This window comes from Sphingobium cupriresistens LL01 (assembly GCF_001046645.1).
GTDB classification, from domain to species: domain Bacteria; phylum Pseudomonadota; class Alphaproteobacteria; order Sphingomonadales; family Sphingomonadaceae; genus Sphingobium; species Sphingobium cupriresistens.
This window is the reverse complement of the sequence record NZ_KQ130434.1, coordinates 138898-162199: the sequence shown is the minus strand read 5'-3', so window position 1 is coordinate 162199 and position 23302 is coordinate 138898. Positions and strand designations below refer to the sequence as shown.

General features: G+C 61.8%; 20 protein-coding genes and 2 pseudogenes. 8 read left to right on the top strand and 14 right to left on the bottom strand.

Annotated elements, in window-relative coordinates:
• Position 1: 1 nt before the first annotated feature.
• Both V473_RS00775 and ubiA read right to left on the bottom strand, forming a co-directional pair.
• Entirely contained in the window at positions 2-1456 is a 1455-nt protein-coding gene (locus tag V473_RS00775; RefSeq protein ID WP_066599324.1) for a phospholipase D-like domain-containing protein, read from the bottom strand.
• Positions 1453-2361: a 4-hydroxybenzoate octaprenyltransferase gene (gene ubiA, locus V473_RS00770; RefSeq protein ID WP_066599321.1), complete on the bottom strand. Its 909-nt coding sequence runs from the start codon at positions 2359-2361 to the stop codon at positions 1453-1455. The genes V473_RS00775 and ubiA overlap by 4 nt, the downstream gene beginning before the upstream one ends.
• Before the next feature lie 94 nt (positions 2362-2455).
• Here ubiA and V473_RS00765 point away from each other — a divergent pair, with 94 nt between their 5' ends.
• Together V473_RS00765 and V473_RS00760 are read left to right on the top strand one after the other, a co-directional pair.
• Positions 2456-3202 (top strand): 16S rRNA (uracil(1498)-N(3))-methyltransferase, encoded by a 747-nt coding sequence (locus V473_RS00765; protein WP_066599318.1) that lies wholly within the window; start codon positions 2456-2458, stop codon positions 3200-3202.
• A 99-nt stretch (positions 3203-3301) separates the two neighbouring features.
• Positions 3302-4675 (top strand): glutamate--cysteine ligase, encoded by a 1374-nt coding sequence (locus V473_RS00760; protein ID WP_066599315.1) that lies wholly within the window; start codon positions 3302-3304, stop codon positions 4673-4675.
• A gap of 172 nt (positions 4676-4847) precedes the next feature.
• Here V473_RS00760 and V473_RS00755 read toward each other — a convergent pair whose 3' ends face one another.
• Complete coding sequence (locus V473_RS00755) at positions 4848-6146, bottom strand: methyltransferase family protein (protein WP_066599312.1); 1299 nt, start codon at positions 6144-6146, stop codon at positions 4848-4850.
• Between the two features lie 160 nt (positions 6147-6306).
• On the opposite strand from V473_RS00755, the gene V473_RS23915 reads away from it, so the two are divergent.
• Positions 6307-6459: a CBS domain-containing protein gene (locus tag V473_RS23915; protein ID WP_165363559.1), complete on the top strand. Its 153-nt coding sequence runs from the start codon at positions 6307-6309 to the stop codon at positions 6457-6459.
• A 297-nt stretch (positions 6460-6756) separates the two neighbouring features.
• On the opposite strand, the gene V473_RS00745 is transcribed toward V473_RS23915, so the two are convergent.
• The 7 genes from V473_RS00745 to V473_RS00715 all read right to left on the bottom strand — a co-directional run bounded on the left by V473_RS00745 (position 6757) and on the right by V473_RS00715 (position 14915).
• Positions 6757-8148 carry a purple acid phosphatase family protein gene (locus V473_RS00745; RefSeq protein ID WP_066599306.1) on the bottom strand — a complete coding sequence of 464 codons (1392 nt, stop codon included), beginning with the start codon at positions 8146-8148 and terminating at the stop codon, positions 6757-6759.
• Positions 8148-10970, bottom strand: a complete 2823-nt coding sequence (locus tag V473_RS00740) for a TonB-dependent receptor (RefSeq protein ID WP_066599304.1) — start codon at positions 10968-10970, stop codon at positions 8148-8150. Before V473_RS00740 ends, V473_RS00745 begins: the two co-directional genes overlap by 1 nt.
• Positions 10971-11162: 192 nt before the next feature.
• On the bottom strand, positions 11163-12377 hold the full coding sequence (locus tag V473_RS00735; protein WP_082679086.1) for an acetyltransferase domain-containing protein: 1215 nt from the start codon (positions 12375-12377) through the stop codon (positions 11163-11165).
• 23 nt (positions 12378-12400) lie between these two features.
• Positions 12401-13018, bottom strand: coding sequence for a hypothetical protein (locus V473_RS00730; RefSeq protein WP_066599299.1), 618 nt, complete (start codon positions 13016-13018; stop codon positions 12401-12403).
• A gap of 1 nt (position 13019) precedes the next feature.
• Complete coding sequence (locus tag V473_RS00725) at positions 13020-13748, bottom strand: HupE/UreJ family protein (protein ID WP_066599297.1); 729 nt, start codon at positions 13746-13748, stop codon at positions 13020-13022.
• Positions 13749-13758: 10 nt separating this feature from the next.
• The gene (locus tag V473_RS00720; protein ID WP_066599294.1) at positions 13759-14139 is read right to left on the bottom strand and encodes a hypothetical protein; all 381 of its coding nucleotides are present in this window, start codon (positions 14137-14139) and stop codon (positions 13759-13761) included.
• A gap of 32 nt (positions 14140-14171) precedes the next feature.
• The gene (locus tag V473_RS00715) at positions 14172-14915 is read right to left on the bottom strand and encodes a DUF4198 domain-containing protein (protein WP_066599291.1); all 744 of its coding nucleotides are present in this window, start codon (positions 14913-14915) and stop codon (positions 14172-14174) included.
• Positions 14916-15828: 913 nt separating this feature from the next.
• On the opposite strand from V473_RS00715, the pseudogene V473_RS22705 reads away from it, so the two are divergent.
• Positions 15829-16035: pseudogene (locus V473_RS22705) on the top strand (metal-sensing transcriptional repressor); the annotation flags it as partial.
• A gap of 42 nt (positions 16036-16077) precedes the next feature.
• Here V473_RS22705 and V473_RS00705 read toward each other — a convergent pair.
• Genes V473_RS00705 through V473_RS00695 form a run of 3 tightly spaced genes read right to left on the bottom strand, consistent with a single transcriptional unit; the run spans position 16078 to position 19177 of the window.
• Positions 16078-16809: a superoxide dismutase gene (locus tag V473_RS00705; protein WP_330219406.1), complete on the bottom strand. Its 732-nt coding sequence runs from the start codon at positions 16807-16809 to the stop codon at positions 16078-16080.
• A gap of 14 nt (positions 16810-16823) precedes the next feature.
• Positions 16824-18227 carry a chromate efflux transporter gene (gene chrA, locus V473_RS00700; protein ID WP_066599283.1) on the bottom strand — a complete coding sequence of 468 codons (1404 nt, stop codon included), beginning with the start codon at positions 18225-18227 and terminating at the stop codon, positions 16824-16826.
• Positions 18224-19177 carry a chromate resistance protein ChrB domain-containing protein gene (locus V473_RS00695; RefSeq protein ID WP_082678935.1) on the bottom strand — a complete coding sequence of 318 codons (954 nt, stop codon included), beginning with the start codon at positions 19175-19177 and terminating at the stop codon, positions 18224-18226. The genes chrA and V473_RS00695 overlap by 4 nt, the downstream gene beginning before the upstream one ends.
• A 122-nt stretch (positions 19178-19299) precedes the next feature.
• On the opposite strand from V473_RS00695, the gene V473_RS00690 reads away from it, so the two are divergent.
• From V473_RS00690 to V473_RS00675, 4 genes are all read left to right on the top strand, one after another.
• Entirely contained in the window at positions 19300-19788 is a 489-nt protein-coding gene (locus V473_RS00690) for a hypothetical protein (protein WP_148648299.1), read from the top strand.
• Between the two features lie 471 nt (positions 19789-20259).
• Entirely contained in the window at positions 20260-21024 is a 765-nt protein-coding gene (locus V473_RS00685) for an IS6-like element IS6100 family transposase (RefSeq protein ID WP_001389365.1), read from the top strand.
• Between the two features lie 347 nt (positions 21025-21371).
• Positions 21372-22472, top strand: a complete 1101-nt coding sequence (locus V473_RS00680; RefSeq protein ID WP_044663677.1) for a replication initiation protein — start codon at positions 21372-21374, stop codon at positions 22470-22472.
• A 77-nt stretch (positions 22473-22549) separates the two neighbouring features.
• Entirely contained in the window at positions 22550-22984 is a 435-nt protein-coding gene (locus V473_RS00675; protein WP_059153716.1) for a hypothetical protein, read from the top strand.
• 15 nt (positions 22985-22999) lie between these two features.
• Here V473_RS00675 and V473_RS00670 read toward each other — a convergent pair.
• Positions 23000-23251, bottom strand: a pseudogene (locus V473_RS00670) (helix-turn-helix domain-containing protein); the annotation flags it as partial.
• Positions 23252-23302: the final 51 nt, after the last annotated feature.

The window sequence follows — 23302 nt, the reverse complement described above, 5'->3', positions numbered from 1 at the left end:
TTCAGCCCCGCCCCAACCAGCCCTTCATCCGGCGGAAGAGGCCGCGTTCGCTGATCGCTTCGAACATCTCTTCCGGCCCTTCGGGATCCAGCACCTCATGGTCGGCGATCCAAGCCTGCACCTCGTTCAGGTCTGGGGTCACATAGGGACGCAGCGTCCGGCCCGGCTTCTGCCGCAATTCCTCGATCCCCGCCACCAGCCCGCGTTCGGCGATCACCGCCGACACGCGCTCGGCCGGCAGGTCTAAATGTTCGGCGATGAGGTCGTCGCGGATCTTCAGGATCGTCGCCTGCCGCCCGTCATTGCCGGGTAGCTGCGTATCGATACAAATGTCGCATTCGGTGTCCAGCCGCATCGACCGATTGTTCATGTTGGACGATCCGACCCGGATCAGCCGATCATCGACGATCAGCACTTTGGCATGGACATAGATGGGCGCACCGCGCTGGGTGAAGGGATGATAGATGCGAAAACGGCCGTGTGGATCGCGGCTCTTGAGCGCTTCGTACAGACGCGCGCGGGCCGTATCCATCGCCTGCTGTTCCAGCCAGCCGTCGGCCTGCTGCGGATTGACGATGACGATGTCCGGCCCGTCCGCTTCGCCCAGCCGCCTGGCGATCGCTTCGGCGATCCGGCGCGACGCGAAATATTGGCTTTCGGCATAGATGTGCCGCTTGGCCGCCGCGATCTGGTTCAGGTAAAGCCGCTCGATCTCGATCAGTTCGTCCTGATCGTCCATCTTCGGCGCGCTGCGGGCGATGGCGATATCGACGCCCTCGAACTGCACCGGCAGCTTGTCGGGCCAGCAATCCTGCACGCCTTCGACCGGGTCCAGCGGATCGCCGCCCGCGCCGACCCAGCGGTTGCGCGCATGTTCGCCCAGCGCCGCGGCGATCGGCCCCATCAGCGCCGTGGTCGCGTCATGCCAGGGACCATAGGGCGACCCATCGGGATGATGCCGGCCCGGCTCCTCGTCGCGATGATGGCGCGTGTCCCAACGGTCGCCGGTCATGTCGATGCCGCCGCAAAAGGCGAAGCAATCGTCGATCACCACGATTTTTTGATGATGCGAGGCGGCGGGCGGGTGATGGCTGTCCAGCTTTACCGTGACGCGCGGATGCGCCATCCATTTCAGCGTCGTGAACAGGTTGGTCGGCCGGACCATCGACTTCATCGCGCCGACATCCCAGCGCAGCAGGAAAATCTCCAGTTCCGGCGTGCGTTCGACCAGCCAGCTGATGAAATCGCCGATCACCGCAGGCGCGCCGTCATCCACCTCATCCTCGCGGATCAGGCTGATCGCGGCGTCGAAATCCCATCCGATCAGCATGATGCGGCGCTGCGCCTTCATCATCGCGGCGCGGGCGTTGCGGAAATAATTGTCGGCGTCGATAATGACGCTCGCTCGCTCCGCCCGCGCGATGCGCCAGCAATCGTCGCCCGGTTGCGGCGTCATGCGGCGCTGCTCCCCACCACCAGACAAGCCAGAAACATCAGCAACCCCGCAAAACGATTGGACCGGAATTTGGACAGCGGATCGACACCATCCTGTTCGAGCGTCGCCACCTGCCACAGCAAATGCGCCGCCATCGGCGCCAACGCAGCGAGCGCCAATATCTGATCGCGCACCTGCCAGATCGCGCAGGCCCACAGCGCCAGCGCCAGCGCATAGCAGAACGCCACCCCGCCCCGCACATGCCGCCCCATCGACAAAGCGCTCGACCCGATTCCGATCAGCGCATCATCCTCCCGGTCCTGCAGCGCATAGATGGTGTCATAGCCAACCACCCAGAAAATGGTTCCCGCATAGAGCAGCACACCCGGCAGGCTGAGCGCGCCCATGACCTCGCTCCACCCGACCAGCGCCGCCCAGGAGAAGACCAGCCCCAGCCAGACCTGCGGCCAACCGGTGATCCGCTTCATGAAGGGATAGGCCGCCACCAGCGCCAGACTGCCCAGCGCCACGATCTGCGCATAGCGATCAAGCCGCACCAGCACGATCAGGCCGATGAGGCACAGCGCCAGCAGCCAGGCCCAGGCGAGCTTCACCGACATCGCCCCGCTCGCCAGCGGCCGGGCGGCGGTGCGCGCCACTTTCCGGTCCAGGTCGCGATCGACAATGTCGTTGAACACGCAGCCCGCGCCGCGCATCGCGATGCTGCCCAGCAGCAGCCAGCCGATCAGCGGCCAGCGCGCAAAGCCGCCACCCGCCAATGCGACCGCCCATGCGCCCGGCCAGAAGAGCAGCCACCAGCCGATCGGCCGGTCGAACCGCGCCAGTTGCGCCAATATGCGCGGCGTGTCCGGCAGTCGCGCCAGCAGGCCGCGCGCTTCGCTGTCGGGGACGATCGTCTGATTCACCGTGACTCCGTTCGCATGAGCTTGTCGAAGCCCGCATCTTCTCTTTAGGGAAGATCGGGCCGACCACAAGCGCGGCCGAACCGGAAGAGACAAAATGACCGCAACGCCCGCCTGGCCGCCGCAAAGCGCGCCGCGACTCCATGTCGAAACCCAGCTGGGCGAGGGAGTTGCGGTGCCGATCGACGGCAATCCGGCCCATTATCTGATCGCCGTCATGCGGGTGAAGCCCGACGATATCGTCCTGCTGTTCGACGGCCGGTCGGGCGAATGGGCGGCGCGGGTCCGCGATATTCGCAAGCGCGATCTTGTGCTGGACTGCGTCAGCCGGACCAAGCCGCCCGAACAGGTGCCCGATTTCTGGCTCTGCTGCGCGCCGATCAAGAAGGGGCGGATCGACCTGATCGCGGAAAAGGCGTGCGAACTGGGCGTCGCCCGCCTCCAGCCGGTGCTGACCCGCCGCGCGGTGGTGGACAAGCTCAACCTCGACCGGCTGCACAGCCATCTGGTCGAGGCGGCCGAACAATGCGGACGCACCGCGCTGCCCGACCTCGCCGAGATGGTGAAGCTCGACGCCTTGCTCAAAGCCTGGCCGGTCGATCGCCACCTGTTTTTCGCCGACGAGACGGGCGGGGCGCCTTTGGAACAAAGCCTGCGCGCCCAACCCGGTCCTGCCGCCTTCCTGGTCGGGCCGGAGGGCGGATTCGATCCCGCCGAGCGCGACGCGATCCGCGCGACGCCGGGCGCGGTGCCGGTGTCGCTGGGGCCGCGCGTCCTGCGCGCGGAAACGGCTGCGATCGCCGCGACTTCGGCCTGGATGACGCTGAACGGGGACTGGAACTAGTTTCATTCCGCTATTGGATTGAAGCGCTTAAGGCCAAGCCCTATGTGGTGATCGCCCGTCTTTGTTTGACGGGCCAAGGGGAAGCAGTAAGGGCGGGGCATGAGCACCAGAACCGACTCAGCGGGACATGATCCCGTCATCGAGAATCGCGACCAGCTGATCGCGGCCTTTTCCAAGGGCGAAAAGCCCAAGGACCGCTGGCGGATCGGCACCGAGCACGAGAAATTCGTCTATAATCGCCGCGATCATCACGCCCCGTCCTATGAGGAAAAGGGCGGCATCCACACGCTGCTGATCGGCCTGACTCGCTATGGCTGGAACCCCGTGTTCGAGGGCGAGAATATCATCGCCTTGTCCGGCGCCGACGGCACGATCAGCCTGGAGCCTGCAGGCCAACTCGAATTGTCGGGCGCGCCGCTGGAAAATCTGCACCAGACCTGTGCCGAAACCGGCCGCCATCTGGAGCAGGTGAAATATGTCGGCGACATGCTGGGCCTGGGCTTTCTGGGCCTGGGCATGTGGCCGGACAAGACGCGCGCCGAATTGCCGATCATGCCCAAGGGCCGCTATGAGATCATGCTGCGGCACATGCCGCGCGTGGGATCTATGGGCCTGGACATGATGCTGCGCACCTGCACCATCCAGACCAATCTGGATTATGGCAGCGAAGCCGACATGGCGCAGAAATTCCGCACTTCGCTGGCGCTACAACCGCTCGCCACCGCGCTGTTCGCCAATTCGCCCTTTACCGAAGGCAAGCCCAACGGCTTCCTGTCCTATCGCAGCCATATCTGGTCGGACACCGATCCGGGGCGCACCGGGATGTTGCCCTTCGTGTTCGAAGATGGTTTCGGCTATGAACGCTATGCCGACTATGCGCTCGATGTGCCGATGTATTTCGTCTATCGCGACGGCAAATATATCGATGCCTCCGGCCTGTCGTTCCGCGATTTCCTGGACGGTAAACTGGCCGTTCTGCCCGGCGAAAAGCCGACGGAAAAGGATTGGGAGGATCATCTCTCCACCGCCTTCCCCGAAGTGCGGATGAAGAGCTTCCTGGAAATGCGCGGCGCCGATGGCGGCCCCTGGAACCGCATCTGCGCGCTGCCGGCTTTGTGGGTGGGCCTGCTTTACGACCAGGGTGCGCTCGACGCGGCGTGGGATGTGGTCAAGGACTGGACCATGGAGGAACGGCAGATATTGCGCGATTCCGTGCCGAAGCTCGGCCTAGACGCGCCGATCGGCGGCGGGCGCAAGCTGCGCGACATTGCGGGGCAGGTTGTCGATATCGCTCGTTCGGGTCTGGCCGCGCGCGGTCGCCTCAACGGGGCGGGCGACAATGAGACGGGCTATCTGTCCTTCCTCGATGAGGTGGTTGCGTCGGGCAAGACCAACGCCGAACACCTGCTCGAACGCTATCATGGCGAATGGCAGGGCGATCTGAGCAAGGTCTATGAGGAAGAGAGTTTTTAAGGGCAGAGCTGACGTCAGCGACCGTTCGTCCTGAGTAGCCATTGAGCGAAGTCGAAATGGCGTATCGAAGGATGCGCATGGACCCGATGCTTCGATACGAGCCTTCGACAAACTCAGTCTCTACTCAGCAAGAACGGATATTATGCAACTTAAAGTCACCGCGCTCTAAACCCTATTCCGCCGCCTGCGCCGTCATCGCCGTCTCACGCTTCTTGCCTGTGACCCAGGCGAAGAAGCGCGGCACCGGCGCGTTGCGCTCCATCCAGTCGCTGTAGATGCGATAGTCGGGGTCGGCCGACAAATGCTGTTCTTCGGTCTTGGCGCGCCAATAATAGACCGCATTGGTCAGCCCCAGCATCGCGCAATTGCGCACCATGTCGGTCAGCGACCCGCTGACCGACAGGAAGGGCAGGGCGGAAAACCACCAGAACAGATTCTTCGACAGATAGGCCGGGTGCCGCGTCCAGCGATAGGGGCCGTGGGTCAATATGCCGCGATGGGTGAGGTTGGAAAAGCGCAGGCCGAATGCCACCGTCGCCCAGGCGTACAGGCCCGTCAGCAGCACCAGCCAGCCGCCCAATATCCATTGCAGCGCGCTCGACCCCTGCGTCCAATAATCCCATTCCGCGCCGCCGGCATGATAATCGAGCGGCCCGCCGCCGCCCATCAGGACGAAGGGCGGGTAACAGATCAGCGCCGCCAGCCAACCGCCCAGATAAGGATTGGCGGTGCGGATATGCGAATCCAGCGGCTTGAAGGTCAATATATAGCCGACCGTCGCCAGGCAGACATCGATCATGAACATGATGGCGATCAGGAAGCCAGCCAGCGCCACCGGATGGGCGAAGGCATCCTCGATCCGCCATTCGACCACGCTGGCGAAATTGCCCGGCACGATCGACACCATGAAGGCCAGGAAAAATCCCTTCACCGCCCAGGCGCGGGCATGGTGGCCGACCTGCACCATGTCGGCTTGTCCCGCCACGCCGCCGATCACCCATTGGCCGAAGCTGAAGCAGGCGTCCTTCGGCTCCACCAGTCGCCGGTCGATCCAGAGCATATAGGGGACGGACAGGACCAGCAGCCAGGGCGCGGCCGCCATGAACAGGTCCATCGAAAAACGGTAATTGCCGCTCCAATACCAGCGGGCGATGCAATAGAAGATGGCGATGGCGAGCCAGGTCGCCCACAGCCCGGCGATCTTGATGATGCTGATGTCCAGCACGTCCCGAACGGTCCGCGCCGGCCCGCGCCAGTCGATCCCGGTCGATGCGTTGCGATGCACCTTGTCCACGATCAGCGACCACAGCACCATGGGCAGCCCGCAGGCGACCACGGCGGCAAGGCCCGCATTGGGACCGTTCATGCCATAATGGCGCGCCACCAGCGTCCAGAGGCCAAGTCCCACCAGGCCGGCAATGCCGACACCATGGCTAACGGCGGATTTCGGACAGGGATCGGCCTTGCTCATGTCCGCGGCTTTAGCGCGAAATGGTAAGCAAGCGGTGAACCGGCGCCCGCGGCCGATCGCTCGAAGACATCGGCGGCGTCCTCCACGTCAAGGGTTTCATCGGGGCGCGGATCGTGGGCAAGGTGGATGGCTTGCAAACCCTGACCGGCCATTGCCGCGCGTGGCCGCCACCACGATAACGACCCAACTGCTCGCACTGTTCAAGAAACAGCGGACCCATGCAGCGCTGGCGGTGGTGGAACATGGCGGCACGCTGGGCTTCGTTACGCTCGAAGATCTGATCGATGAGGAGGAGGCCGCCGAATCCGACTGAAGCCGCAAGACGCCCGATGGCGCGTGGCTGCTCGACGGGGAAGTCACGCTGGCCGAGCTGTCGGAAGATCATGACATTGTCTTCGAGCATGGCGACATCGTCACCATTGCAGGACTTCCCTTGCCGCCCGTGGCGTCATGCCCGAACTGGGCGAATTTATCGACCTGGACGGGTATCGGCTGTCGGTCGAGGCTATTGACGGCTACACGATCACCCGCATCCGGCTGGCAACCACCAAGGACGGGCGCGGCGGCAGGGGACTGACCCGCCGCACCCGTCCTTGCGATTATCGTGCGGCTATTTACCCCGCGCGACGCAGGCGCCGCCGTCCGGGCCGGTAACGCCGGTGCAGGTGCGCGCCGGCGGCAAAGGCTCAGCGATCTCGGCCAGCCTATTCCTGCCATCGGACCCGCGCGTCAGGTCAAAACCATCATACAAAGTGCCGCTGGCCGTAAAGGTGCGAAATTTCAGGCGATCCGCTTCCACGTCGATGATCTGATACAGTTCGGTCGCTTCGGCTGTCCGGTCAGGCTGCGTTCTGGCACGGTCATTGAGACCATACATTTTCGACCCGACGACCGACACCAGATAGACCGGTCCCTGCGCCGCCCCCTTGGCCCGTCCCGCCTTTCCAGCCTCGCTTCCTGCTTCCGCAGTCAGGCGGCTATAGCAATGGTCATGACCTTGCAGCACCAGATCAACGCGACGCCTGTCAAAGATCGGTTTCCAGGCCGCCTTCAGCTCCTCCGTGTCCTGCGGTCGCGCGCAGGTGAAGATCGGCTGGTGGAACAGGACGACATTCCAGTGGGCCTTGCTCGCGGCCAGTGTCGCATCGAGCCATCTCGTCTGCGCGTCAAGCGTGCCCAGATCGAGCGCAGCCGTGCCATCGAGAATGATGAAGCGCACGCCCTGGTAATCGACGAAATAGGTCGTGGCCTTCACCCCCGCGGCGCCGTTGCCGGGCAACGCGAACTGCAGCGGCCAATAGGGTCCAAGCTGGCGACTTTCCTTTCCGTTAGGCAGCAGCACATCAAGATATTCGTGATTGCCGGTCGCCGGGAGCTGGGGCGCCTGGCTGTAATTATAGCCGCCCGCCTGGTTCCACTCACCCCATTCATCATCATGGTCGAGATCGTCGCGCTGCGCCACGAGATCGCCTGCATGGACGGTCAGCGCGATCTCGCCCGCCGCGAATCCCTGACGGATGACGCGCGACGCATCAGCAAGGATGCCGTTCTGGGTATCACCCAGATAGAGGAAACGAAAGGGACGGAAATCTGCGGCCGCCGTGCGGAATTGCAGCCATTCGCTCCACCCCGCCGCGCCCTTTACCCGATAGGCATAGGCGCGACCCGGTTCCAGGCCGGTAAATCGCACCTGATGATAGTTGGCCGCGCCATTGGCGCTTTCGATCGGCCGGGTCGTTCCTATGATCGTGCGCGCCTCCCGCTCCAGCGTAGGGCCGTCCACCGCAACCGCGATCTGGGCTTGGGCATCGCCTTGCGCCCCGTCGGTGCGAAAGCTGACCGCCATTTCGCGCGCCGGATCTGCCCCAGCCGTCAGGACGATCCTGTCGGGGATCGGCCGCGGCGCATAGGGCAGGCCCGGCGTACGTGGCACCGCGATGGGTTGCGCGACAAGGGGCGTGGCAATCAGCGCGGCGGCGGCGGCGAACAGGAGGGCGCGCATCAGAAGTTGGCCCGCACGCCGAACTTCATCGTATAGGAATATTTCTCATATTGCAGCAGTCGGCGTGTGGTCGGCGCGTTCTGATAGGCGACATATTTGGCGTTGTTGATGTTCACCCATTCGCCGAAAACCTGGATGTTGGGGGTGATCCGATAGCGTGCGCTGGCATCCAGCTGGAAATGCTGGCGGACATAGCGATCCTCATCCGCCACCGCCTGCACTTCATCAAGATATTTGTCGCGATAGGTGCCGGCGAGACGGACACTGACCGGCCCCTTTTCATAGCCCAGAACGACGTTGAAAGTATGCCGGGAAGAAGCGGGCAACGGAATGTCGCGCAATCCCCCGGTATCGCCATCGAAGGTCTGACCATCGGCATCGGTGAAGGTATAGTTGACGTTGGTCAGCAAGCCATCGAACGGCGCGGGCAACATCGAATAGACCTGCGAATAGGCGAATTCGATGCCCTTGATCTTCGCCTTGCCCATGTTGAGCGGGATGTCGGCCTCGGTAAAGGCGATACCGCGATACAGGCCGTTGAATGGCGCATCGTCGGCTTCGAACGTCACCGTGGTGATGTAATCGTCGATATCCTTGTAGAAGAAGCCGAGTTGCAGGACGCTGGACTTGGCGAAATACCATTCCGCGCCAACGTCGACGTTCCAGGCGCGATAGGGGGTAAGGTCTGGATTGCCGAATGCGCCCTCCAGATCGTCACCATCGCGTTCGATCGCAAAACGCGGCGCAAGCTGGCCGATGCCCGGCCGCACAAGGCTGCGGAAAACGCCAGCGCGCAGCACCACATCCCTGCTGGCCTCATAGCGAAGCAGCGCGCTGGGCAGCCAATCGGTATAGCTGCGGCGGATGCTGTTCGGCGCGACGATCAACTGCTCGCCGTCCTCGCCATCTTCGTTCAGCGTGACCGTGTTGCCGCGAATGTCGTTCTTGGTGTGCTCCATGCGCACGCCGCCGATCAGGCGCAATGGCCCAGCCTGATAGCGGCCGAGCAGATAACCGGCGTAAATATCTTCATCGACCGAGAAATCCTCGGCAATCGAGGCGAAGGCGGAGCCAAGCTCGTCGATCTCGAAATCGCCGATGTTGTTTTGCAGGAAACCGCGCTGCCCCTTCTTGGCGACGACAGGCCCAAGGTCGGCCAGGCGATAGGTCTGGGCGCCGACTACATCGGCAAGCGTGAAGTCACCATCATATTCGAGCGTATCGACATTCAGGTCGTACGCCTTCTTCCTTAGCCGCGCCTTGCCGCCGAATTGCAGGTCGAACGTGCCTTCGGCCAGGGCGAAGCTGCGCGTCACATCGGCGCGGAAGGTCCATTCCTTGTCGGTCGCGCGGCTCAGAGTCGTGCGGTCAAGGCTGTCGAATGCATAAGCGGAAGCGTCGTTGAAATCCGCAACGCTTGCGCCGCCGACGGTGAAGCCGGGGATCAGATAATTGCTATAGTCGAACCCGACCGTCAGATCGTCGCCATCCTCGCCGTTGAAATCGCGGCGGAAGGTGATCGGATCGATCGAGCCTTCTTCCAGTTCAGAGGCGCGCGACCATGCTGCGGAATAAACCAGCTTCCAGGGGCCGCTATTGGTTTCGCCGCCCACGGTATAGCTTTGGATCGTCTGCTTCTCGAAGCGGTCCTTCAGGTCGCGCTCGACCCGAATCTGGCCGTCGGCGCTGTCGAACGTGGCGCTCGCACCAGTGGAGGACGCAGGATCTTCGTCCATCTCGAAGATCAGGCGACGGCGATCTTCCTGATCGGAGAAGCGGTTGTAGATGCCGCGCGCGTACAGCCGCGTCGATTCGGCCGGCTGCCAGTCGAACGACAGCGATCCGCCGGTGCGAAGGCGGCGCACGTCATAGTCGCGATATTCGACCGTATCGGCAAAGCCGTTGCCAGCATCGTCGGTGTTCCAACCATCCATTTCGACATTGTCGGTCTCGAATTTGCGCAGATAATAGGAGGCGCCGCCCGACACGCCGAAATTGTCCGCGATGCGATTTGAGAAACTGACGCTGCCCTTGGGCGTCAGGTCTCCGGAATAATGGTTATACGAACCTTCCAGCGACGCGGCGAGCAGATCCTTCTTGCGATCAAATGCGCTGGTGGTGTTGATTTCCACCGACGCGCCGATCGTGTCGCCGTCCATGTCGGGAGTCAGTGACTTCTTGATCTCGATCGATTCGATCAGTTCCGACGCCACGACATCCAGCGCGACCGATCGGGTATCGGCTTCGGGCGCGGGCACGCGCACGCCGTTGAGCGAGGCGGCGTTGAGACTGGGATCGAGGCCGCGCACGGCGATGAAGCGGCCTTCGCCCTGATCGTTGAGGACGTTCACGCCGGGCGCGCGGCGGACGGATTCAGCGACATTCTGATCGGGAAACTGACCGATCGAGTCGCGCGTCAGAACGCTCTCCACGCCGTCGGCGCCGCGCTGCCGGCTGAGCGAACTGGCAAGGTTGGCGCGCTGTCCGTTGACGAGAATGTCGTTGGCCCCGCCGAGCAGGACATTCTGCACCAGATCGCCATCCTGGGCGACGGTGATGCTCGTGTCGACCCGCTCAGCGCCCGTGTAAATCGCCCGCAGGGTATAGGTGCCCGCCGGAACGTCGGTAAAGCGATAACGCCCTGCCCGGTCCGCCTCGACGGTCCGGCCCAGTTCGACGATGGATATCTGCGCGCTCGGCAGCGTCCGGGTTCCTGTGATATCGGAAACCGTGCCGACCACATGGCCGGCCTGCGCGATGGCAGGAACGCAGAGCAGCGCCGTGCCGACAAGCAGGCGCGCGCGTATGATATTCGAAAGCATGATTCCCCCTGAGCATTAGTTGCAGGCTCGTTAGGGAATGAAAGTGACAGCCATGTTGTAATTGCGTGACATTATGATTGCACGGCATGACGCAGCAGTAGCAGGGCTTTGGCCATGATAACTGTCTGGGGATTAACCGCTCCAGCATCAATACGCTGAAAAGACATGCCGATGCGCTCGGATGCTCCAGGCTTAAAGATATTTCAGCCACCAGATATCCTTGCGGCGCTGCTTGAGCCGGGCAAACCATCTCGTCGGAAAATAGAGAACCGGGATCAATATAAACACCCAGATCCATACCCACCGCAAATTATCGACGCCGAACACGGCGCCCTTCGTCGGGCCGTAAAGCAGCATCGCGATGTTGTAGAGCAGCTTGAGCGTGTAGAGATGGAGGATGTAGTAGAACATCGGTGCGCCGCCCAGCATGGCGAGCGTCGGCATCACCTTGCTATCCTCAAACTTCTCGCACAGCGCCAGCAACAGGCATCCGGTGCCCACGGTCAGCATCAGGAAGAGCAGCGATGGCGGATATTTGGTGAGCGCGAGGAAGCTCATGACGGTTCGCAACGGCGTGTCCGCGATGAACCAGGGCTTGTCGCCATAGAAATTGAGCGTGCGGATGAGCAGGAAGCCGACAAGCAGGCCCAGGCCCAGCATAGCCAGCCGCTTGATCCTTGGCTTGGGATCGGCGCCCCGCGCGAACCACGGACCGCAGGCATACCCTAACAGGATGATGCCGATCCAGGGCAGCACCGGATAGGTGGTCTTAAACAATATCCCGGCGATCTCGAACTTGTCGCGCTGGTGGAGCATCGCCCATGGAATGAAGAAGGGCGAATCCGGGCTTAGGCGAATCGGATCGAGCAGATTGTGAAGACAGACGATCGCCAACCCCAGAGCGAACTGCGCAGGGCGCGGCAGATGGAGCAGCGCCGCCAGCGCGATCATGCTGATGCCGATCGTATAGATCACCTGGAACCAGATGGTGGGCGGCGGGAATATGTTGGCCTGTGTCGGCCAAGCGTAGCAGACGATCGTGAATTCCAGGGCAATCAGGAAAAGCCCGCGCTTCAGCAGAAAAGCAGACACCTCGGCCCGGCTATGCGACTGGCCGTAGAGCCATGCCGAAAGACCGGTCAGTGCGACGAAAGTCGGCGCGCAGAAAGTGGAGAGCAGGCGGGTGAAGAAGAGACCCGGATCGGTTATATTCGCGTCAACAGGATCCGTGACCTGCAAATGCAGGAACCATGTTTCGCGGACATGATCGACCAGCATGAACAGCATCACCAACCCGCGCAGCGCGTCGATGGCGATCAAGCGCGTGCGCGCCTTTGCAGCGGCGACCGGCGATGTCATGCCGGGATTTAAGGCTGTAAGGGGCGCGTGGCCCGCAATGTTGTTCATCTGATTATCCCTCGCCTGGATCTTCACTCACCCTTGGGCAGGAAGAGATCCTTGTAGAAGCCGACCGTCTTGACGGTGACGGTGATCGGCGTTTCGCCCTTGTTGCGGAAATACCAGCCATGCGTGCCATCGAAGGGCGCAGTGAAGCCGCCCTGGCCGCCGGTGAGTTCGAGTTCCTTCCAATAGTCGGTGAAGGAACCGTCGGTAGCGCCGGTTTTTTCGCCGTGCATTTCGGCCTTCGCCGGACCACCTGTCGACTTCCACTGGAAGATGAAGCTGTCACCCTTGACCATGTGCGCCTTCACCTCTTGCCCGCCATGGGGCGCCAGGGTGATGGTCATCTCATCCTGGCGCCATGCGGCCGACTTGGCGATGGTCGCCTTGGTCGGGATCGCGATGTCGCTTGGGGCGGCAGCTTCCGGCGCGGGCGCGGGGGCTGTTTCGGCCGCCTCACCGGCAACCATGCCGTTCAGGCCAAGCGCCGTGCCGACGCCGGTGGGGTCGATGCCATATTCGGCCGGCAGCACGAACAAGGTGAGAATCGCAACGGCCGCGATGGCCGCGCCGCCGGTCGCCTTGGCGAGCGTGGAAGGCGAGGGTTTGATCAAGGTCGGAAGTGCGGAAGCAGTTTGCATGGTCATGTCAGGCACCCTGGGTAAAATAGCCGGCCAACTGGAAGCCGATGAGGACGAAGCCGGCGGTCATCAGCGCGGCGTTGGCGACGATGGCGCTACGATTGAAACTGGGCGACATGCGCCACAGGTTCATCAGCAGGAGGATCACGGTCAGCGCCATCAACTGACCCATCTCAACACCCACGTTGAAGCTGATGAGATTGGGGATCAGCCCGTCCTTGGCCAGCGTCAGTTCCTGGATCTTGGTGGCCAGGCCAAAGCCATGGAAAAAGCCGAAGATCAGCACCGCCGCCTTGGGATTGGGCGATACGCCAAACCAGGTCTTGAACCCGTCCAGATTGTCGATCGCCTTGTAGACGACCGACAGGCCGATGATCGCGTCGATGATGTAGGGGTTGGCGCGAATGTCGAAGATGACGCCCAGCAGCAGCGTGGTGCTGTGGCCGATCGCGAACAGCGTCACATAGGCGCCGACATCCTTCATCCGGTAGAGGAAGAAGATGACCACCGCCAGGAACAGCAGGTGATCGTAACCGGTGACCATATGCTTGGCGCCCAGATACATATAGGGGATGATGTTGATCCCCGACGCGCCTTCGATGAAGGCCTTGTCATTCTCGTTGACGCCATGCGCCCAGAGCGTCGCGCTCATGAACGCCATGGCCAAGCCCAAAAGCAGCAGCACGATCCGCCGCAATATCTGGGGTTGGAGCGGAAACCGGATCGCGCTGTGCATGTCGGCGCCTTTACTTGGTCTGGAACGTCGCGAAGATTTTCGCGCCGCTCTTGTCAACCAGGGCGACGACGAGCTTGGCACCCTTGGCGGCCTTGAAACCGGGGGCGCTAAGCTTGTTGCCGCCGGCAGCCTTGAGCGCCGCTTCGGTCTTCTTGCCAGCGGCCGTCTGGGTGAGCTTCGCTGTGTAACCGGCGGCGGCAACCGGCTCATCCTCTTCGCTCAGATAGACGTCAACGCCCTTGGGGCCGGTCACCAACTCGATCAGGGTTTCACCCGACATCTGGACAAGGCCGCCATGCTGGGGCTTCATGCTGCCATGCGCGAACGCGGTAGCGGGCAGCGCGGCAAGCGCCAGGGCAGCAAGCCCCGTGCGGAAAAGATCGATCTTCATGATGCGTGTCTCCAATGGACTGGTGGAAAGACTTATTCCGGCAGGTGCGGCAGGACGAAGGACAGCGAGGCGCGATATTCCTCATGATCGACCTTCTTGTCGGTCGTCTGGCCGACATAGATCGCCATCAGCACATTGATGCCCTGATTGCGCAGCTTGATCGTGGCGGTGCCATCAGCGCCGGTCTTGGCCGGGGCGACTTCGTCGGGATCGTTGACATAATCCTGCATGACGGTGGCGCCGGCGACAGGCTTGCCCTTGTAATAGACGCGCACCTTCATCAGCTCGCCCATCTTCTGGGGGATGGCAAGGTCGGCGGGGACGAGTTGAAGCATGTGCCCCTCGAACAGCGGCACCGGCTTGGTCGGCACCTGCGTCAGATGGACCGCATATTTGAAATTATGCTCGGCCAGCGTGGCGGTGGGCACTTCGTCGCGGCCCTTATTGTGCCATTCGCCGTCCGGCGTCTTGCTCCAATAGCCATAGTCCATGATCGCGGCAACGGCCGCGACCGGCTCGTCGCTGTCCACCACCGGGATTGCCCCGGCGGCGCGAAGAGAGGTGGCCACCGGCGCCCAGTCGCTGTCATAGCCGGTGACGGTCTTGACCAGCGGCAGCCGCTTGACCGCGTCCAGATCGTCCGCGCCCACGCCATAGATCAGCGCCAACTGGCGGGCGCGCTGCGCGAACCAGATGCCGTGCGCGCCAACCGGCGCGGTCGCGGCCAGCAACGTGCTTACGCCCAGTGCAACGGATAATGTTCGAACCAGTCTCATGCGAGTCTCCAACCTGTTCAATTTTCCAATTCTTCAGCCATCTTGCAGCACAAAGGCCAAGTGATCACTGAAAGGCGTTAGGTAATATTGGTAATAATGCGCGAGTTTTAGGGCGTTACCGCACGATTTTTCAAATAGCTGTGAATCAGGACACTCCGGATATTTCCTCTTTATCTTCTCCCATCGTCTCGCATGTGTACGGACTGCATAGGCACGACATTGCTCCCTGACCGCATCTCGATGCAGGTCTTAATAATAGCGAAGGCTATGCTGCGGGCCTCGTCGCTCGCGCGCATGGCCTTCGCCAGCCGTTTTCCAGCATGCCGCAAAGACGCTCCGAGCATGCCTAGTCGATTTAACGACGGGAGCGGGTTTCTCCTGGATCCCGCCACTGCCGCTGACCATGAGCGCAGCCATTAATAATCTTGCGGCTTGCAAACCGGGGCCATTGCGCCGCTGGTCACGTTGCGTTTCCATCTCGCGTGCAACCATTGTCTTGGCTCCCCAAATTGGTATCGACATTGAGAGGCGTAGGATGTGGTTTGAATGCCGTTTCGCGGAATAATCCTCCGAATTCCCCGCATATTCCGTATCAAATCGAATGTTTTCGGCGTTTGCTCACAGGCTTTGTAAAAGAAGCGAAATCGGGCGCTACAGGCGTCCAGTTCCCGGTCAGTTTCACGGCTCAAGCGGCTGCGAATGGGCCTCTTTCCTAGAGCGTCGCCACCTCGCCGCGAGCGCCGCCTCCAACACCGCCCCGACATTGCCGCCGGCTATGTCATAGGCCAGCAGACCGAGCGCCACGGTCGCCAGGCCGGTTCCACCAATGCGATGACCTGCGCACAGAAAAGATGGCGATAGGTGCGGGTGGCGAGCACGGAACGCAAGGGCGACTCATGACAGCCATTCCGCGATCATAAAGCGGCTGAACCGTGCGGGCGGCCATCTGCGCAGCATCGTCGAGATGATCGAAAGCGGACGCCCCTGCGCAGACATGGCCCAGCAACTTCAGGCGGTCGAAAAGGCGATCGTCGGCGCCAAGAAGGCACTGATCCACGATCATCTCGACCATCGCCTCAGCCACACCGAGGCGATGGAAGGCATGGGTTCGGCCGTCGAAGAATTTCGCACGATCTCCAAATATCTACAGACGCTGCCGACCTCAGGTGGCGCCGATCGCAGTCGCCCGCGCATAGCGCCGGTCCGCCGCTTCCCAATCGAGATTGCGGAACCAGGCGTCGATATATTTGGCGGCCTGCGTGCCATAATCCATGTGGAAACTATGCTCGTACATGTCGAGGGCGAGGATCGGGACGCTGGCGGCCGCACCATGCATATGGTCCCAGGCCCAATGATTGCGCAGCGAGCGGGCATGGAGATTATAGGCAAGGATCACCCAGCCCGATCCACCGGCCAGCGACAAGCCTGTGCGCCGGAAATCCTTCGCCCATGTTTCGAACGATCCCCAGGCTTTGGCGAGCGCCGCGCGAATGGAGCCAGCGGCCTGGCCGTCGCCGCCGAGTCCGTCGAAGTAGATTTCATGGAGAATGACCGATCCGGTCCGGTGCAGTTCCTCGCGCTTGAGGCCGCCATAAAGGACCGGCGGCATGTCGGCATCGGCCAGCGCGGCGGCGAGCCGGGTTTCGACCATGTTGAGGGTCTTCACCGACCCGATATAATTATTCTCCCAATGCGACCGGATGAGTCGCTCCGACAGCCCGTCCAGCTTCGCCGGATCGAAGCGCAGCGGTTTGGGCTGGTGCGTGCCGGCGAAGGCTGGCGGCGATTCAGCGGGCGGCGCGGCGACTTGCCCGCTTGCCGCGTCGGTGGCGGCCATGGCCAAAGCGCCTGCGCCAAGCGTTTGAAAGGCGGTGCGACGAGAAACATCAACCATTTTTGCAAATCCTTTCAAAGAGCGAGGGTGTAGATCGCGCCCAGGGTCGCGCAGCCGGCGAGAACCATCAACACGCCCAGCTTGAACCTGAAGATGGCGATGGCGGCGGCGAGCGCCAGCACGACCGCCGCTATATTGACAGAAGCGGGGATGGGCACGTCGAAGCCGCCGGTTGGCGAGCGGACCGCCATCGTCTGGCCGAACAAGGTGTGAATTGCGAACCAGATGGCGAGGTTGAAGATGACCCCCACGACCGCCGCGGTGATGGCGGTCAGCGCCGCCGACAAGGCTTTGTTGCCCCGCAGCCGCTCGATGAAGGGCGCGCCGGCGAAGATCCACAGGAAGCAGGGTACGAACGTCACCCAGGTCGTCAGGATCGCGCCCAGCGTCGCCGCAAACAGGGGCGCCATCATGCCCCCATCGCGAAAGGCGGCGAGAAAACCGACGAACTGCGTCACCATGATGAGTGGGCCTGGCGTCGTTTCGGCCATACCCAGGCCATCGAGCATTTCGCCGGGGCGCAGCCAGCCGAAAGTGCCGACCGCTTCCTGCGCCACATAGGCGAGAACGGCATAAGCGCCGCCAAAGGTCACGACCGCCATCTGGCTGAAGAAGGTGGCGATGTGGGTGAACACATGGTCCGGCCCCAGGATCAGGAACAGCCCTGCGACGGGCGCCAGCCAGAGGATGGACAGGATAACACAAATCCGCAGCGACCAACCCAGATTGGGTCGCGCATGGTCGGGCAAGGCTTCACCCAGCGCGGTGTCCCGATCATGGACGACGTCGTCGCCGGCGGGACCATGACCGCCGCCGCCCTTGAACTGGGCAAGGCCGCTTCGCCCCCCGACATAGCCACCGATGCCCGCCGCCAGGACGATCAGGGGAAAGGGTGCGTTCAGAAAGAAGATCGCGACGAAGGCTGCAACCGCGATGCCGCGCATGACATTATTCTTGAGCGCGCGTGATCCCACGCGCACCACCGCCTGGACCACCACGGCCAGCACCGCAGCTTTCAGCCCGAAAAATATGCCTTCTATCAACGGCACATGGCCGAGCAACACATAGAGGTAGCTTAAGGCCAATATGGCGAGGAAACCGGGCAGAATGAAAAGCGCGCCTGCGATCAGGCCGCCGCGCGTCTTGTGCAACAGCCAGCCGATATAGATGGCAAGCTGCTGCGCCTCCGGGCCGGGCAGCAACATGCAATAGTTGAGCGCATGGAGAAACCGTTCCTCGCCGATCCAGCGCTTTTCCTCGACCAATATCCGGTGCATTACCGCGATTTGACCAGCCGGTCCGCCAAAACTCAACGCAGCGACGCGCGCCCAGATGCGGGTCGCTTCCCCAAGCGGGATGCCATGATCGCTCGCGTGGGCCTCAGAAGTATCGGCGAGCATGGAGCCGGTTGCGGTCATCGATCTGCCTTTCGGTTCGAAAAATAGGCGTGAAACTGGTTCAGCGCGTCGCTGGCCGTCGCGATGCGCTGCAGGTCGTCATCGGTGGAGGCGCAGACGCCCGACAGCATCGCGCCAAGGCCCGCCGTTTCGGGCCGCGCGAACTTGCCGTCGGCAATATCCAGGTCGTGAATGATTTCCGCGATGGCGACGAGCGCCGGATCGTCGGTCAGGCCACCGCGCTCGACGAGGGTTTCGAAGCTGCAATGCTCGCCTTCATGGGTGAACTCGGCATCCGCCATGTCAAAGCGCAGCTCATCCTTTTGCGGCGCATAACTGCGACCATCGACGAAACTGAAGGTAGCATCCGGGTCTATGAAGCGGCGGATCAGCCAGGCGCAGGCGATGCGATCGACATGGACGCCGCTGCGCGTCACCCATGTCCTGCCTTTCAGATCGCGCGGCAGATCGGCCGCGGGTTCGTCGCGACGGACGTCGGGATGCAGATAGCGTTGCCGATCAAGGTCCGCCAACGTCGCTTCGGCGTGCTGCCGCCCATGCGCGCCGAAAAAATCGAGTTGGACGACATCCGCCATCCGCTTCTGGAGCTTGGCGATGTCGGCCCCGCTGGCCGGGCCGGTGTCGATCAGCCGCCGCGCCGCCTGGGCTATGTCATCATAGTCGGAGTCGCGCGCGGCGTCGAACATGGCGCGGATGTCACCGTCGCTCTGGCCGCCCAGCATCCGCGCTTCGAGGAGGGTCGCCTCCCCACCGCCATCGATGATCTCGGCCATCAGAATGCGAAACGCAGCTTCATGCTCGTCGCGGAGAGGCAGGACATGCACCGCATTTTTGAGCGGAACCGCACCGATCGCCTGCAGGCGACGCCAGATTTTTACGCGCAGATAGGGCGGCTTGACGGGAAGCTGGTGCAGCAGGGCCAGCCAGATGGAGGGTTCGCTCGTCGTCATGATAGAACATATATATCACATCAACAGAATCAGAGGAGCATATATATCTCATGCAACTCGCCTCCGCCCGCCTCCCCCTCGTCGTGAGGTCCTGTCTTGCTTTGGGCGTCCCGTCCGTCGCTATGGCCGATGATCCGGCGGATCGTCTGACCGTGAGCGGCGCTATCGGCGTCCGCTACGGAGCCGTCGACGGACAGGCGCGCGCGGGTCTCAACGCAAACGACGACCAGCTCAACATCCGCACCAAATACAGGACGCGCGATATGCGGTTCGGTGTTGAGCTGTGCGATAGCCGCGTGTTCGGTGACGATGCCGGCACGCCGCTCACGGTTGGCGAGGTGAATGCGCTGGAGCCGGTGCAGACTTATGTCGCCGCCGACATCCTGACGCCCTTTGGCAAGGGGGCGAAACTGACGGTGACGGCGGGGCGGATGATGCGGCTGGGCGGCGTTATGGCCTTCCGCAACGCGCTAGTAAACCGACAAAGATCGGTTCGGTCCCTACGACCTTTAGGCTGGGAAGCCCTGGACATAGGTCGCAGGCTCCCTGGCCGTAAGGGTCAAGAATATGCAGACTGCATCGGACGGCCCAACCGTCTACGTTGGGGGTGAATACGCCCCGGAAGCCGTGCTTGGCGGCTTCGTTGCCATTGGCCGTGCAGTAAGCGGCGACGAGAAGATGTTTGTGGCCAAGTCTGTGCGCGGCTAACCCAGACTTACCGCATTTCACTAATGGCCATTCGCGAAACTGACCGGCCGCTGCTACAGCACTTTACTAGTGAGTGTGCGTGCGGTCAGCTTCACTACCAGCGGAAGCTACACCACCACCTCAGGACGCCACCTATCGTCTCATTCGGGGCGGCCATCAGAGACATACTGACTGCCGCCCCAAATATTGCTTAAAAGCGTATAGTGGCCTCAGCACCAAATTGACGAGGCACGCCCCGCAGCATGTAATTGAAACCCAGCGCGCTCTCGAGCGACAGCCCGTATCCGATATATTCCTGGTCGAAGAGATTTTTGGCTCTGTTGCAAAAATCGTGAAGCTTGAGCATGCTTGGCGGAGATTGGACGGACGGAACGATGACGGATTTCAAGTGGCGCCATTTCCAGGGTGATGTGATCCTGTGGGCGGTGCGCTGGTATTGTCGCTATCCGATCAGCTATCGCGACCTTGAGGAAATGCTGGCGGAACGCGGCATTTCGGTCGACCATACGACGATCTATCGCTGGGTCCAGTGCTACGCCCCGGAGATGGAGAAGCGGCTGCGCTGGTTCTGGCGGCGTGGCTTTGATCCGAGCTGGCGCCTGGATGAAACCTACGTCAAGGTGCGGGGCAAGTGGACCTACCTGTACCGGGCAGTCGACAAGCGGGGCGACACGATCGATTTCTACCTGTCGCCGACCCGCAGCGCCAAGGCAGCGAAGCGGTTCCTGGGCAAGGCCCTGCGAGGCCTGAAGCACTGGGAAAAGCCTGCCACGCTCAATACCGACAAAGCGCCGAGCTATGGTGCAGCGATCACCGAATTGAAGCGCGAAGGAAAGCTGGACCGGGAGACGGCCCACCGGCAGGTGAAGTATCTCAATAACGTGATCGAGGCCGATCACGGAAAGCTCAAGATACTGATCAAGCCGGTGCGCGGTTTCAAATCGATCCCCACGGCCTATGCCACGATCAAGGGATTCGAAGTCATGCGAGCCCTGCGCAAAGGACAGGCTCGCCCCTGGTGCCTGCAGCCCGGCATCAGGGGCGAGGTGCGCCTTGTGGAGAGAGCTTTTGGCATTGGGCCCTCGGCGCTGACGGAGGCCATGGGCATGCTCAACCACCATTTCGCAGCAGCCGCCTGATCGGCGCAGAGCGACAGCCTACCTCTGACTGCCGCCAATCTTTGCAACAGAGCCGCCGAAAGGCCAATTCCATATTCCTCGTCCTTTAGAGCGGCATTCTCTTCGCGCGCCCGCGTTGATTCTAGATTCTGGGATTCTATGATTCAGGGGGTGTCAAACACATTGAATATAAAGGCATATTCCGGACTTTCATGAGGAATGGGGTGGAGCATCATGAGAAATGGGGTGCCCTATTGTGAGTTTTGGGGTGGGGGTATCATGAGAAATGGGGTGCGTGAGATGAGAGCAATTTGCCTCTCATCTCATAATACCTTGACCTTGCCCGCCCCTCGCCCGAATGTCCGATTATGGACGGGACAGCCGACACAACTGGCCGCACGATGGAAGTGGCACGGATCGAGAAGGAACGCGGTTCCGACACGATAGTGCAGCCGCGCGAACTGGTGGAAGTCCGCTATGCGAGGGGGGTTTCCCTGAGCCTGTCAGCGCGCAAGGTCTTTGCCTTGATGATGCACCAGGCCGCTGGCGATGCCTGGCGCGACCAGGAACACAGAATCGCCAAGCGCATGTTGCGCGGCTCCCACAATTCCAACGATCGCCTTACCGAGACGATTGACGAGCTGATGGGCATCTTCTTCGCAATGCCCGACAAGGTGGACGGCGACCACGGGCGGCGCACCTTCCAGATGATCGAAGAGACGTTTGAGGGAGGGGAACAGGGGTGGTTGATCTACCGTTTCACCCGGCGTGCGCGCGACCTTCTGAAAGACAGCGAAGCCTACGCCCTCCTGCATCGGGCAACGGTGCTGGCCTTCGACAGCAAATATGCGCTCGAACTATACCAGCTCGGAGCCTTGCTCTACCGGCGAGACGTGCCGATCTGGCGCGGCGATGTGGAAACCCTGCGCGCCAAGCTGGGCGTTCCAGAGGGGGCTTATAGCTCGTTCGCTGACTTACGGCGTTTCGTCCTCGATGCCGCGACGGCCGAAATCAATCAGCTTGTCCCACAATTCTCCGTGGCGTGGGACGTTGCAAAAAGGCGGGGCCGCAAGGTCATCGAGGTCGCAATAACCTTCCGCCGCAAACCACCAATCGCAGCGGTTGCCGCCGAAGAAGAAAACGAGCGACATCGCGCCGGTCGCCGCGCCCGTCGAGATGGGACGGCAGAGACGATAATGGACCCCAGTGCGATCATCGCAGCGACCGCTGCAAATCTGGGTGTGTCCGATGTTTTACGCTGGCCTGCCGACGATCAGGTGACGGAATTTGGCGCGGTCGAGCTGCATGCGATCGGCGTCACCTATGGTGGAGGACACGCGGTTCAGCGATTGGCGGATCAATATGCGCGAGTGCGAGCCGACAAGCGGCGTCAGCTCCGAGGCGATGCTCTGCGTGAAGACTGGACGACTTGGGTAAGGGGTTGCGCGGAAAAATGGAGTAAACCCTAGTGGTTGTCGCTCTTTGGGTTTCACGATACCCTATAGAAACAGGGATACGTTCCCGGTTGGAAACGGGGGAATAAAGCATGGCAACCGTCTCGATGACGAAAGGGGCCGAACTGGCCGGGGTCAGCAAGGGGACCGTCTCAAAAGCTCTTAAATCTGGCCGTCTTAGCTATGCTGAGAAGACCGATAACGGCTACCTCATAGACACTTCCGAACTATTCCGGGTGTTCCCCCCGAAACAGAAAGAAACGGTTGCCGAGTCCCGCTCCGAAACCCATTCTGGAAACAGCGAAACCCCAATAAATTCAGGGGGGTTGCAACGTGAGATTGAACTGTTGCGTGAACAGTTGCAGGACCGCGATAGCGTAGTTGCCGATCTACGGCAGAGGCTCGACAAATCAGAGGATGAGCGGCGAGAGGCGCAGGCGCGGGTGATAGGATTGCTGACCGGCCCGGAGCCTGCGGAATCCAAGCGCGGCTTTTTTGGTCGGTTGTTCGGCAAGGCAGATGATTGATCTGCGCGCAGCTCGCTATCGTCCGACGAGCCGCGATATCGTTGCCTGACTGACGTCAAACAGCGCCGCGACGGTGCGCTGCGTATCACCAGCAGCCAGTCTCTCCAGTGCCTCGGACTGCTGGTGAGGGGTGAGAGCCGCCTTGCGACCGAATTTGACACCACGCGCTCTTGCCTGGACACGCCCTGCGGCGGTGCGCTCGGTGATGCGCTCCCGCTCCCAACTGGCTGCGATCCCCAACACCGCGATTATTACCTCTGCAAATTGGGGTGACTACACGAAAGTGACGTATCTGCACGGAAAGGGCGAACGGATAGC